This is a genomic window from Streptomyces sp. NPDC025793 (assembly GCF_055558375.1).
Genome location: NZ_JBVHMR010000012.1, coordinates 227227 through 239043, shown reverse-complemented (window position 1 = coordinate 239043; position 11817 = coordinate 227227). Strand labels below are relative to the sequence as shown.

The window sequence follows — 11817 nt, the reverse complement described above, 5'->3', positions numbered from 1 at the left end:
GTCAGGCGTGCAGTTCGCCGTCGACGACGGTGACCGCGCGGCCGGTGAGCAGCGTGCGTCCGCCGCGCAGTGCGGTGCGGACGAGACCGGTGCGGCGGGAGGCCTGGAGCCCCGTGAGGTCGTCGCGGCCCAGCCGGGCGGACCAGTGCGGGGCGAGCGCGGTGTGGGCGGAGCCGGTGACCGGGTCCTCGTCGATGCCGACGTTCGGGAAGAAGCAGCGCGAGACGAAGTCGTAGCCCCGGGCGGGGTCCTCGGCGCGAGCCGTGGCGATGATGCCCCGTGAGGAGTAGCCGGCCAGGGCCCTGTGGTCCGGGGCGAGCCCCAGCACCGTTTTCTCGTCCGCCAGTTCCACCAGCAGGTCACCGACGTTCGCGCCGGTGTCGAAGACGGCGACCGGCTCGGCGCCGAGCGCGTCGGCGATGCCGGCCGGGGCCTCGACCCGGGTGAGCGGGGCGGTCGGGAAGTCGAGGGTGATCGAGCCGTCCGCGGCGGGCGTGGCCACGAGGACGCCGCTGCGGGTGGCGAACCGCGCCGGGCCCGTGTGGGCGCCGGTGGTGTGCAGGACGTGGGCCGTGGCGAGCGTGGCGTGCCCGCACATCGCGACCTCCGTGACGGGCGTGAACCAGCGCAGCGCCCAGTCGGCCTCGGCGCCCTCGGGCAGCCGGTGCGCGAACGCCGTCTCGGCGTGGTTGACCTCCATGGCGACGTTCTGGAGCCAGGTGTCGTCCGGGAAGGCGTCGTCCAGGAGCAGGACCCCGGCCGGGTTGCCGGTGAAGGGGCGGTCGGTGAAGGCGTCCACGATTCGAATGCGCATGAGCCGACGCTAGCGGCCGCGCCGGGCACCGGCCCAAGGCCAATGCACGAGTCCTGGCACGTTTTCGCGGTCACTGCCCCGGGGTCGCGGTGCACAGCACACGCGAACTATGGTGGGCCGATGGCGTCGATCAAGAAGTTCCAGGTCACCTTCGACTGCGCGGAACCCGAGCGCGTCGCCCGCTTCTGGTGCGAGGTGCTGGGATACGTCGCACCGTCGCCGCCGGAGGGGTTTGCCACATGGGACGAGTTCAACCGCACGCTGCCGCCTGAGGATCAGGGCGCGTGGTTCGCCTGCAGCGATCCCTCGGGTGTGGGCCCGCGCCTGTACTTCCAGCGCGTCCCCGAGGGCAAGACCGTCAAGAACCGGGTTCATCTCGATGTCCGGGTCGGCACCGGGCTCGTGGGTGAAGAACGCCTCGCCGTACTGGAGGCCGAGTGTGCACGACTGGTGGCGCTCGGCGCGGCACGCGTGCAACTGCTGCCGGCCGACGAGGAGAACGAGTCGTGCCTCGTGATGCAGGACGTCGAGGGCAACGAGTTCTGCCTCGACTGAGAGGATCCTACTTCCAACCCGGGTCAGCCTTTCCGTCCGGATCGGCGGCTACCAGGCGAACACGATGGGGGCGGCTGAGCCGGTGTCGTAGGCGGTCATGAGCCGCGTGTACGTGCGCATCGACCGGCTGCGCACGTATCCGATCCCGATACCGCCGCCGATCAACAGCGCCACGACCGAGACGACCATCAACCAGGCCGGCGTGCCGAGTAACCGGCCGAGCGGGGCGGCGCCGGCCTGACCACCGGCGCCGTCTACGCACTGTTCGGGAGCGAGAACGGCCTGGTTGTCGCCCTGGTCGCCGACTACCTGCGGCCGTACTACGAGGAGATCGAGCAGGCGGTTCCCGCCGGACTCGATCTGCTGGAAGCGGTCGACGCCTTTGCCCGGTACTGCCGGCGCAGCTGTGACGCCCCGGACGCGCTGTCGCGCCGGTCGCTCCAGATCACCCTGCTGGACATGGCCCTGCACGACCCGGACCCGGGGTCCCGGCTCGCCACGTCCGTCCGGGCGCAGGAGAGCCACCTGATCGCGCTGCAGTACTTCGCCGACACCGCCCGCGCTCTGGTGTCCGGGAGGTCCCTCATCGATCACGGTGTGGATCTCGTGATGGACAGTCAGGACGAGGCGCACCTCAGTCGATACAGAACTCGTTGCCCTCGATGTCCTGCATCGGGATGCACGCATCATTGCCGTCGTACAGCGTTTGCACGTGTACCGCGCCGAGCGGGACCAGTCGTGCACACTCGGCCTCCAGCGCGGCGAGACGTTCTTCACCCACGAGCCCGGTGCCGACCCGGACATCGAGATGAACCCGGTTCTTGACGACCTTCCCTTCGGGGACGCGCTGGAAGTACAGGCGCGGGCCCACGCCCGAGGGATCGATGCAGGCGAACCAGGCATCCCGCTGCTCAGGTGGCTGCGAGCGCTTGAATTCGTCCCATGTGGCAAACCCCTCCGGTGGCGGTGGTACGACGTATCCCAGCACCTCGCACCAGAAGCGGGCGAGGCGCTCGGGTTCCGCGCAGTCGAAGGTGACTTGGAACTTCTTGATCGACGTCATGGGTCCACCGTATTGGCGGGTGTCGACCGTCGAGGTCCCGGGGTTTCGACACCGGACGGCAGGTCTCCGGGTCGCAAAGGCGCGAAGCAGTCCGGGACCATCGGCGTTCCCGCTCACCGTCCTGCCGGTGCAGCCGGAACGGCTGTGGGCCGATCCCCGCCACTCTCGCATCGAAGTCCATCGGCGACAGCCGGTCCTCCAGCCACGGCTCGAAGCCGACGTGCCGGGTACGACAGCTAGGAAAGGGCATTGTCATGCGATCGGTTCCGATATATCGTTGAGGCATCGCGAACGATACGCGATGCAGACGTGACAGATCATCGATGGAATGGAGTGATCGCGATGCGCAGCCACGGATACGAGCACGGACATCGGCACGAGGGCCACGGATACCGGGGCCTGGGTGGGTTCGAGGGGCGGCGGGCCGCGTTCGGGCCCTTCGGGCCGGGAGGGCCGGGGTTCGGTCCCGGTGGGCCCGGGTTCGGCCCCGGTCCCTGGGGGCCCCGCGGACGCGGTGGTCCGAGGGGGCGGGCGCGGCGCGGTGACGTACGCGCCTCGATCCTGGCCCTGCTGAAGGACCGGCCGATGCACGGCTACGAGATGATCCAGGAGATCGCCGAACGCAGCGGCGGCGCGTGGAAGCCCAGCCCCGGCTCGGTGTACCCCACGCTCCAGCTGTTGGAGGACGAGGGCCTGATCGCCAGTGAGAGCGAGGGCGGCAAGAAGCTGTTCGCGCTCACCGGGGACGGGCGTTCCGTCGCCGACGAGGGCCCGGACGCCCCGTGGGAGGAGGCCTCGCGCGGGGTCGACTGGGAGGCCCTCGGCGAGATCCGGCAGGCCGGCTTCGGTCTGATGGAGGCGTTCAGTCAGGTCTGGAAGACCGGCAGCAAGGAACAGCGCGAGAAGGCGCTGGCCGTCATCAACGAAGCCCGCAAGAAGCTGTACCTGATCCTCGCCGACGAGCACTGACGAGCACTGACGAGCACCGGCCCGTACCGAAGGCGCCCCGTGGATCGTTCGCGGGGCGCCCTCGCGTGTCCGCCCCTCAGGCCACCAGTCCGGCCAGCTTGCGCAGGGACTCGTTGAGTGCGGCCGTCGCCGAGTCCTTGAGCTTGCCCGCCATGAGCGAGACGGCGGCGCCCGTGAACTCGCCGTCGATACGGACCACCGTGGCCTCGCCCTGGGGGGTGAGCGTGTAGCGCGTGGCGACGGTCACGGCCATCGGGCCCTTGCCGCGGATGGCGAACACCCGGGCCGGCTCCAGCTCCTCGATGGTCCACTCGACCTCCGCCGGGAAGCCCATCAGCTTCATGTTCTCCTGGAAGGTCCCGCCCACCGCCAGGGTCTGGGGGCCGCCCTTGGGGAAGTTGGTGTGGGTCGCGTTCCACTCCCCGTACGCCGACCAGTCGGTGAGCTGCGCCCATACCTTCTCGGCCTGCGCCTCCAAGCGTGCCTCGGCGCTGACTTCGGCCATGCGACCACCCCTTCGTGTCGGGCTACGGTGTCGCGGAACGTAGCGGCAGGGGCCGCAATGTTCAATACTGATGAACCGTCAGGAATGGCGTGGGAATGGTGCCATGGAAATGGTGAGGCGACAGCCTCGGCATGGCCTCCTCCGGGGCGTACACCCGGTAGCCGTACTGTTTGCCGTCGACCGCCGGCAGCGCCACGAGCCGGCACTCGCGTGCGCTCTGCACGATGTCGGCGGAATCTCCTCCGTAAGGATGAGATTGCGGTCGGCGACGTCCACTCTGTGTGGGACGCGAAGATGGTTCCGCCCGCGGATGACTCGGGCCGTTGAGGCTGATGGGGTAGAGGTTGTGCAACCCCGCAATACCCGCGGGACCGCCCATGACGAGGCGGTTCCGCACATCGAGGACGATGCCGCGCTCGGCGCCGAGCTGGCGGCGGTGGTCGCGGGTGCCCGCCGGAGGGCCGTCCGGGACGGGGACCGGCAGATCGACACCGCCCATCTGCTGCACTCCCTCCTGGAGCACGACCCCGGGGCCCGCGCCGTCGTCGGCGACCCGCAACGGCTCGCGAGGCTCCTCGGCTACCTCGTGCAGCGCAGCATCGGCTACGGCCTGCGCTGGCAGGGCAGCGTGGAGGACTCCGGCGCCATCGCCGTCGTACCCGCTCCGGCCCGCTCCCTCGCGCGCGACACCCGGGACACCCCCGCCTGGTCGCCCACCGCGGCCTCCGCCATGAGGGACGCCCGCGAGCGGGCCCGGCGCCGCGGCGAGCTCCGCCCCGCCGGCACGGATCTGCTCGCCGCGCTCACCGCGGACCCCGGCGCCCGGGCGGTCGAGGTCCTCGAACGCGCCGGCATCTCCGCCCTCGACCTGGGCGCCCGCATCGACGCCGGCACCGGGGAGTACGCGGGCGACGGGGGCACGAGCTGCTGAACCGCCGAATCCGGAGCGGCCGCCGGCCTGTCGGAGCGCGCGCGGTCCATCCCCTGAGACAGGTGTCAAAGGGCGTGACGCTCATGTCGCCGCCTGTCATCATGTGCCGGTGCAGATGTCTGAAAGCAGTCAGGGCAGTCACGGCAAGGGCGCCGGACTCGGTCTCGCGCTCGTGTCGGCGCTCGCCTTCGGCGGGTCCGGGGTGGCCGCGAAACCACTGATCGAGGCGGGACTCGACCCGCTCCACGTGGTGTGGCTGCGGGTCACCGGCGCCGCCCTGGTCATGCTGCCGCTCGCCGTGCGCCACCGGAGCCTGCCGCGCCGCCGGCCCGCGCTGCTCGCCGGGTTCGGACTGCTCGCCGTCGCCGGTGTCCAGGCCTGCTACTTCGCCGCGCTCTCCCGGATCCCGGTGGGCGTGGCGCTGCTCATCGAATATCTGGCCCCGGCCCTGGTGCTGGGCTGGGTGCGCTTCGTCCAGCGGCGGCCGGTGACCCGCGCCGCCGCGCTCGGTGTCGTCCTCGCGGCCGGCGGTCTCGCCTGTGTGGTCGAGGTCTGGTCGGGACTGAGCTTCGACGCGCTCGGCCTGCTGTTCGCGCTCGCCGCCGCCTGCTGCCAGGTCGGCTACTTCGTCCTCGCCGACCAGGGCAGCGACGCGGGGGAGGAGGCCCCGGACCCGCTCGGCGTCATCGCGTACGGGCTGCTCGTCGGCGCCGCCGTGCTGACCGTGGTGGCCCGCCCCTGGACCATGCGCTGGACGGTGCTGACCGGCTCCGCGGAGATGAACGGCACCGCCGTACCCGCCGTCGCCCTGTTGGCCTGGATCGTGCTGATCGCCACGGTCGTCGCGTACGTCACCGGAGTGCTCTCGGTACGGCGGCTGTCGCCGCAGGTCGCCGGGGTCGTCGCCTGCCTGGAGGCGGTCATCGCGACCGTGCTGGCCTGGGTGCTGCTCGGCGAGCACCTCTCGGCGCCGCAGCTCGCCGGCGGACTGGTCGTGCTGGTCGGCGCGTTCATCGCGCAGTCCTCCGCCCCGGCCAAGGGCTCCGCCGATCCCGTGGCCTCGGGCGGGCCGGAAAGGGAGTTGTCCGCGCGCGGGACGTCCGCCTAGGGTGCCGATCGTGCCGTCCCTCCTCGTTCTCTCGCCCCCGGCCGCCTGAGGCGGGCCTCCGGGACACCGCCCGGCGCGTGTGCGCCGGGCCGGACGGTGCTGCCCGCAGACGAAGTCCGCGCGCCCCGCTGAAGCGGGTCGCCTTCGAACTTCCGCACCCCGTCGGTGCGTTTCTGCGGAGAAACTCTCTTGTCGACGAACCCGAACGTCTCTTCCGGCCTGCCCGTCGGGCGTGGCCTGCTCTGTCTGATCGTCACCGGTGCCGCCTGGGGCACCGCCGGCGCCGCCGCCTCCCTGGTCTACCGGACCAGTGACCTGGGCGCCTTCGGCCTGTCGTTCTGGCGCTGCGCGCTGGGGCTGCTGTTGCTGCTGGCCGGGCGCGGGCTGCGCCCCAAGACCCGGCCGGCCGCCACCGAACCGCTGCCGCGCCGGATGGTCCGGGCCCTCGTCACGGGCCTCGGGCTGGCGGTGTTCCAGAGCGCCTACTTCGCGGCCGTGGAGTCGACCGGGCTCGCCGTGGCCACCGTCGTCACCCTCGGCGCGGGGCCCGTGCTCATCTCACTCGGTGCCCGGCTCCTGCTCGGGGAACGGCTCGGCGCGGGCGGTGTCCTGGCCGTCGGCGGCGCGCTCGCCGGGCTGGCCGTGCTGACCTTCGGCGGCTCGGCCGCGACCGTCCGCCCGGCGGGCGTGCTGCCGGCGCTGCTGTCGGCCGCCGGATACGCCGTCATGACCCTGCTGACCCGCCGGCGGGGGAGGAGCGGCGCGGTCGACGCCTCCGACACCACCGTCTCGGCCTTCGCGGTGACCGGCCTGTGTCTGCTGCCGTTCGCCCTGCACGACGGGCTGCTCCCGCACACCGCCCACCCGGCCCGGCTGCTCTGGCTCCTCTGCTACATCGCCGCCGTGCCGACCGCTCTCGCGTACGCCCTGTACTTCGCGGGAGCGGCCGTCGTACGGTCCGCCACCGTCTCCGTGATCATGCTGCTGGAGCCGGTGACCGCGGCCGTGCTCGCCGTCGGACTGCTCGGCGAACGGCTCACGGCGGCGACAGCGGCCGGCGCTTTGCTGATGCTCACGGCGGTCGCGGGCCTCGCGGTGAGCGAGGCACGCGGCGCCGGCCGGCGGGGCCGGTCCCGGTGAGACCGCGCCGCCCTACCGCGCCCTGAGGTAGTCCGGCAGCGCGATGCCGGGGGCCAGGTCGGCGTTGGGGACCGGCGTGTCGTAGCCCTTGCGGAGGGGGACGACGCCGGCCCAGTGCGGCAGGGCGAGGTCCTCCGGCTCGTCGTTCGCGCCGCCGGTGCGGACCTTGGCCGAGACCTCGTCCAGGTCCAGGCGGATCACCGCGGTGGCGGCCAGCTCCTTCTTGTTCGCGGGCCGGGAGTCGGCGGCCCGGCCCGGCACGACGTGGTCCACCAGCGCGTCCAGGGCGAGGCGCCGCTCCTCGGGGTCGGTGACCTGGTGCGCGACGCCGTGCACCACCACGGAGCGGTAGTTGATCGAGTGGTGGAAGGCGGAGCGGGCGAGCACCAGCCCGTCCACGTGGGTGACCGTCAGGCACACCGCCAGCCCCGGGTCGGCCGCGCCGGACATCCGCAGCGGACGGGAACCGGTGGACCCGTGGACGTAGAGCCGCTCGCCGACCCGGCCGTAGAGCGTCGGCAGCACCACGGGTGCCCCGTCCCGGACGAAGCCGAGGTGGCAGACGTACCCCTCGTCGAGTATCGCGTGCACCAGTTCCCTGTCGTACGACGCCCGGTCCGCGGAGCGCGTGGGCACGGTGCGGTCGGTCGGGGTGTAGGCGGCGGCCCGGGATTCCTCGGTCGTCCCCTGCATGACGGTCCTCCATGGCGAGCTGTGACGAGCCGCGTTGCGGCCCGTATTGCACTAGTGCATAATTGGTTTTGTGCTAGGAGAGTATCGGATCGAAGGGCGCGGCGCAGCAGAGATTGCGGCCGGCATCGAGGGCGCGGTCGGTTCCGGTGAGCTCGTACCGGGGCAATCCCTGCCGCCCATGCGGGAGTTGGCGGTTCGGCTGGGCGTGAATCCCAACACGGTCGCGGCCGCCTATCGCACCCTGCGCGAGCGCGGGGTGATCGAGACGGCCGGCCGCCGCGGCAGCCGGGTGCGCCCCAGGCCGGCCACCACCGGACGCGAGGAACTGCGCGTGGAGGTCCCCGCCGGGGGCCGCGACCTGGCTTCCGGCAACCCGGACCCGGCCCTGCTGCCCCTCCTCGCCCCGGCCCTCACCGCGGCGGCGCGGGAGGGCGACCGACGGCCCGTCCGCTACGGCGACGACCCCGTCGACGCGGAGCTCGTCCGCCTCGCCCGCGCCGAACTCGACGCCGACGGCGTCCCCGAGGGCCCGCTGACCGTGACGTCCGGTTCCCTCGACGCCATCGAACGCGTCCTGTCGGCCCACCTCAGACCGGGTGACGTCGTCGCCGTCGAGGACCCGGGCTGGGGCAGCGTCCTGGACCTGGTCCCCGCCCTGGGCCTGCGCCCCCTTGCGGTGGCCGTGGACGACGACGGGCCGCGCCCCGAAGACCTGCGCGCGGCCCTCGACGCCGGGGCCCGCGCGCTGATCGTCACCGACCGCGCCCAGAATCCGACCGGCGCCTCGGTGACCGCCACGCGCGCGCGTGCGCTGCGCGCGGTCTTGCGCGACCATCCGGGGACCCTGCTGATCGAGGACGACCACGGCCACGGCATCGTCGACCTCCCGCTGCACCCCCTCGCGGGCGTCACCCGCCACTGGGCCGTCGTCCGCTCCGCCTCCAAGACCTACGGCCCCGACCTGCGCGTGGCGGTCCTCACCGGTGACCCGGTCACCGTCGACCGGGTGCGCGGCCGTCAGCGCCTGGGCCCGGGCTGGGTCAGCCTGCTGCTGCAACGGGCCGTGGTCCGGCTGTGGCGGGAGGGCGCCGTGGACCGCACGGCGGTGGCGCGGTCGTACGGCGCACGCAGGGACGCGCTGCTCGACGCCCTCGCGGACCGGGGCGTCGTCGGCCACGGCCGCAGCGGCATGAACGTCTGGATCCCGGTCCCCGACGAGACGGGTGCGGTGGTCCGCCTCGTCCAGTCCGGCTGGGCGGTGGCCCCTGGCGCCCGCTACCGCCTGAACAGCCCCCCGGCGATCCGTATCACCGTCTCGACGCTCACGGAGAAGGACATCGCCCCCCTGGCGGAGGCGGTCGCGGCAGCGGTACGGCCGTCCCCGGCGCGGGTCTACGGGTGAACGCTCCCCCGGCAGGGCCGGGGGAGTCCGCCGCGGCTCGGCAGCGGCCCGAAGGGGCGCGGGGCCGTGTCTGGTATGCGGCTGCCGCCGCGTGGGCGCGACCGGTCAGGACGGCGCCGCGGACGAGCGACGGCACATCGCGGCACTTCCAGCGGAGCGCTCAGGCCCCCTTCCGCCCCCGCACCTGCGTCAGGGCGGCCCCCGCCAGCACGATCACCGCTCCGACCGGCGTGGTCCAGCGCAGCGACTCCCCGAGGATCGCGACGCCGGCGGCGGTGGCGATGACCGGGATGAAGTACGTGACCATCTGCGCGGTCGTCGGGCCGACCTCCGCGACCAGGCCGTACTGGATGAGCACCGCGAGTCCCGTCCCCAGGGCGCCCAGCGCGGCGACCGCCAGCAGGGGCGCCGGCGAGAGATGCGTCGGGAAACCGGTGAACAGCGGTGTCACCACGGCCAGTTGGAGCGTGGCGAGCAGCAGCTGCGCCCCGGTCATCGACAGGTGGGAGTTGCCGGTTCCGGCGAGTGTCCGGCGGACGTAGATCCAGCCGACGGGATAGCTCAACGAGGCCAGCAGCGCCAGCGCCGTACCCGTGGCGTCCAGGCCGTGGAAGCCCTGCCACACGCCCAGCACGGTCAGCACCCCGAGGAAGCCCAGGCCGAGGCCGGCCACGCGGACCCGGGTCGGCCGGTCCTCGGAGAGGGCGACCAGGGACAGGGCCATGCCCCACAGCGGCGAGGTCGCGTTGCAGATGCCGGCCAGCGTGGACGGGATCGTCAGCTCGGAGTAGGCGAAGAGGGAGAAGGGGAGAGCGTTCAGGAAGAACGCGGCGACCGCCATGTGACCCCACAGGCGGGCCCCGCGGGGCAGCCGCTCACGCTTGACCGCCATCGCACCCGCCAGTACCGCCGTGCCGAACGCCAGCCGTCCGAGGGTGACCTGGAACGGCGCGTAGCCGTCCGTCCCGACCTTGATCAGCAGAAAGCTGAAGCCCCAGATCAGGGACAGCGCGCCGAAGCGGAGCCGCCAGTCGAGGCGAGGGCGGGGCCGGGACGGCGACGCGGCGGACGTGGGGGAGGACTGGGCTGGGGGTGCGGTGACCGTGCTGCGCATGGCTTCACGATGCCCGGAGCCAACCTCGTAGCACAATCGAGATTTATCACGCAGTACCTCTTAGACTCGCTTACATGTTGAACCTTGAGCGCCTGCGCACCCTGGACGCCCTCGCCCGGCACGGCTCGGTCAGCGCCGCCGCCGAGGCGCTGCACGTCACCACGTCCGCTGTCTCCCAGCAACTGGGCAAGCTGGAGCGGGAGGTCGGCCAGCAGCTCCTCGCCAAGAACGGCCGGGGAGTGCGGCTCACGGACGCCGGCCGGTTGCTGTCGGAGCACGCGGGCCGGATCCTCTCGCAGGTCGAGCTGGCCGAGTCCGATCTGGAGGCGCAGCGCGGGCAGGTCGTCGGCGAGCTGCGGCTGTCGGCGTTCCCGACCGCCGCCCGCGGGCTCTTCCCGGACGCGCTCGGCACGCTGCGGGCCCAGCACCCCGGGCTGCGCGTGCGCTCCAGCGAGCTGGAGCCGGAGCAGGGCATCGCCGGTGTCGTGCGCGGTGACCTCGATCTCGCGGTGGTCCTGGACTGGTACAACAAGCCGATGCCGGTGCCCGACGGCCTGGTCAAGGCGCCGCTGCTGGACGACCCGGCCGATGTCGCCATGCCGACGGACCATCCGCTGGCCCACCGGGACGAGGTGGACCTCGCCGAGTTCGCCGACGACGAGTGGATCACCTGGGCCGAGGGCGAGTTCTGCCACGAGTGGCTCACCTTCACCCTGCGCTCCAAGGGCATCGAGCCGATCGTCGGTCACCGCGCCAGCGAGACCCACACCCAACTCGGCCTCGTCGCCTCCGGTTTGGGCGTGTGCATCGCCCCGCGCCTGGGCCGCCGCCCGGTGCCGGAGGGAGTGGTGCTGGTGCCTCTGGTCCAGCGGGTGCGCCGCCATGTGTACGTCGTCTGGCGCGCGGACGCCGACCGCCGCCCCTCCATCCGGGCGGCGGTCGAGGCCCTGCGCACGGCGGCACGGTCGGTGCATTGAGCCGGTGCACTGAGCACTGCGCCCGGCCCAACGGACGTGTGCATCGCCCAACGGCCCTACACCGCGCCCAGCTTCGTGAAGTCCCAGGAGACGATTTTCTCCGGGGTCAGCCGGACCCAGGCGTGCCGGCCGTCGTGCGGCATCTCGTCCAGGCCGAAGTTCTTCCGCGCGAACAGCGTCTCGGCCGTGTCGAGTTCGGCGCAGAGCTCGCCCGTACGCGGTGCCTCGCCCACGAACTCCACCCGGCCGGCCAGCTCGACCCCGCGCAACTGGTCGTACTCCTCGCCCGAGTCGACCACGACGGCCACGCGCGGATCGCGGCGCAGCTGGGTCCAGCGCCTGCTGCGCACCACCGAGTACAGCCACAGCGAGGTGCCGTCCCAGGCGAACCACAGCGCGCTGACGTGCGGCGCGCCGTCCGCCGAGACGGTCGCCACCCGGCAGGTGCGCTGCGCGGTCAGGAACGCGTCCAGCTCACCGGGCGTCATCATGATCCTGCGGCCCCGGCGCTGATCGGTCACGGTCATGCGGCCCCCTCTTCTCCCA

14 protein-coding genes and 1 pseudogene are annotated in these 11817 nt (G+C 72.6%); 8 read left to right on the top strand and 7 right to left on the bottom strand.

All coding sequences use genetic code 11. The annotated features are described in order from the left end of the window. Position 1 precedes the first annotated feature (1 nt). Complete coding sequence (locus ACZ4MF_RS23850; RefSeq protein WP_467493934.1) at positions 2-814, bottom strand: PhzF family phenazine biosynthesis protein; 813 nt, start codon at positions 812-814, stop codon at positions 2-4. 120 nt (positions 815-934) lie between these two features. Here ACZ4MF_RS23850 and ACZ4MF_RS23845 point away from each other — a divergent pair, with 120 nt between their 5' ends. Both ACZ4MF_RS23845 and ACZ4MF_RS23840 read left to right on the top strand, forming a co-directional pair. Then, positions 935-1369 carry a VOC family protein gene (locus ACZ4MF_RS23845; RefSeq protein ID WP_467493933.1) on the top strand — a complete coding sequence of 145 codons (435 nt, stop codon included), beginning with the start codon at positions 935-937 and terminating at the stop codon, positions 1367-1369. A 216-nt stretch (positions 1370-1585) separates the two neighbouring features. Beyond that, positions 1586-1906, top strand: a pseudogene (locus ACZ4MF_RS23840) (TetR/AcrR family transcriptional regulator); the annotation flags it as partial. A gap of 97 nt (positions 1907-2003) precedes the next feature. On the opposite strand, the gene ACZ4MF_RS23835 reads toward ACZ4MF_RS23840, so the two are convergent. Next, positions 2004-2432 (bottom strand): VOC family protein, encoded by a 429-nt coding sequence (locus ACZ4MF_RS23835; protein WP_467493932.1) that lies wholly within the window; start codon positions 2430-2432, stop codon positions 2004-2006. A 342-nt stretch (positions 2433-2774) separates the two neighbouring features. Between ACZ4MF_RS23835 and ACZ4MF_RS23830 the strand changes: the two genes are divergently transcribed. Then, a complete protein-coding gene (locus ACZ4MF_RS23830) occupies positions 2775-3401 on the top strand; it encodes a PadR family transcriptional regulator (RefSeq protein WP_079177243.1) in 627 nt (208 codons plus the stop codon). A gap of 76 nt (positions 3402-3477) precedes the next feature. Here the strand turns inward: ACZ4MF_RS23830 and ACZ4MF_RS23825 are convergent, their stop codons facing one another. Next, the gene (locus ACZ4MF_RS23825) at positions 3478-3906 is read right to left on the bottom strand and encodes a type II toxin-antitoxin system Rv0910 family toxin (RefSeq protein ID WP_356029980.1); all 429 of its coding nucleotides are present in this window, start codon (positions 3904-3906) and stop codon (positions 3478-3480) included. Positions 3907-3967: 61 nt separating this feature from the next. Beyond that, a complete protein-coding gene (locus ACZ4MF_RS23820; protein ID WP_467493931.1) occupies positions 3968-4129 on the bottom strand; it encodes a hypothetical protein in 162 nt (53 codons plus the stop codon). Between the two features lie 123 nt (positions 4130-4252). Here ACZ4MF_RS23820 and ACZ4MF_RS23815 point away from each other — a divergent pair, with 123 nt between their 5' ends. The 3 genes from ACZ4MF_RS23815 (at position 4253) to ACZ4MF_RS23805 (ending at position 7085) form a co-directional block, all read left to right on the top strand. Continuing rightward, a complete protein-coding gene (locus ACZ4MF_RS23815) occupies positions 4253-4837 on the top strand; it encodes a peptidase (protein ID WP_467493930.1) in 585 nt (194 codons plus the stop codon). 115 nt (positions 4838-4952) lie between these two features. Further along, positions 4953-5945 (top strand): EamA family transporter, encoded by a 993-nt coding sequence (locus tag ACZ4MF_RS23810; protein WP_467493929.1) that lies wholly within the window; start codon positions 4953-4955, stop codon positions 5943-5945. A 189-nt stretch (positions 5946-6134) separates the two neighbouring features. Next, positions 6135-7085, top strand: coding sequence for a DMT family transporter (locus tag ACZ4MF_RS23805; protein ID WP_467493928.1), 951 nt, complete (start codon positions 6135-6137; stop codon positions 7083-7085). Positions 7086-7097: 12 nt separating this feature from the next. On the opposite strand, the gene ACZ4MF_RS23800 is transcribed toward ACZ4MF_RS23805, so the two are convergent. Beyond that, positions 7098-7778, bottom strand: coding sequence for a pyridoxamine 5'-phosphate oxidase family protein (locus tag ACZ4MF_RS23800; RefSeq protein ID WP_467493927.1), 681 nt, complete (start codon positions 7776-7778; stop codon positions 7098-7100). Positions 7779-7848: 70 nt separating this feature from the next. Between ACZ4MF_RS23800 and ACZ4MF_RS23795 the strand changes: the two genes are divergently transcribed. Further along, positions 7849-9180, top strand: a complete 1332-nt coding sequence (locus ACZ4MF_RS23795) for an aminotransferase class I/II-fold pyridoxal phosphate-dependent enzyme (protein WP_467493926.1) — start codon at positions 7849-7851, stop codon at positions 9178-9180. A 160-nt stretch (positions 9181-9340) separates the two neighbouring features. On the opposite strand, the gene ACZ4MF_RS23790 is transcribed toward ACZ4MF_RS23795, so the two are convergent. Further along, on the bottom strand, positions 9341-10330 hold the full coding sequence (locus ACZ4MF_RS23790; RefSeq protein ID WP_467493925.1) for a DMT family transporter: 990 nt from the start codon (positions 10328-10330) through the stop codon (positions 9341-9343). 38 nt (positions 10331-10368) lie between these two features. Here ACZ4MF_RS23790 and ACZ4MF_RS23785 point away from each other — a divergent pair, with 38 nt between their 5' ends. Then, the gene (locus ACZ4MF_RS23785; protein ID WP_467493924.1) at positions 10369-11271 is read left to right on the top strand and encodes a LysR family transcriptional regulator; all 903 of its coding nucleotides are present in this window, start codon (positions 10369-10371) and stop codon (positions 11269-11271) included. A 56-nt stretch (positions 11272-11327) separates the two neighbouring features. On the opposite strand, the gene ACZ4MF_RS23780 is transcribed toward ACZ4MF_RS23785, so the two are convergent. Continuing rightward, a complete protein-coding gene (locus tag ACZ4MF_RS23780) occupies positions 11328-11798 on the bottom strand; it encodes a pyridoxamine 5'-phosphate oxidase family protein (RefSeq protein WP_467493923.1) in 471 nt (156 codons plus the stop codon). Between the last annotated feature and the right edge of the window lie 19 nt (positions 11799-11817).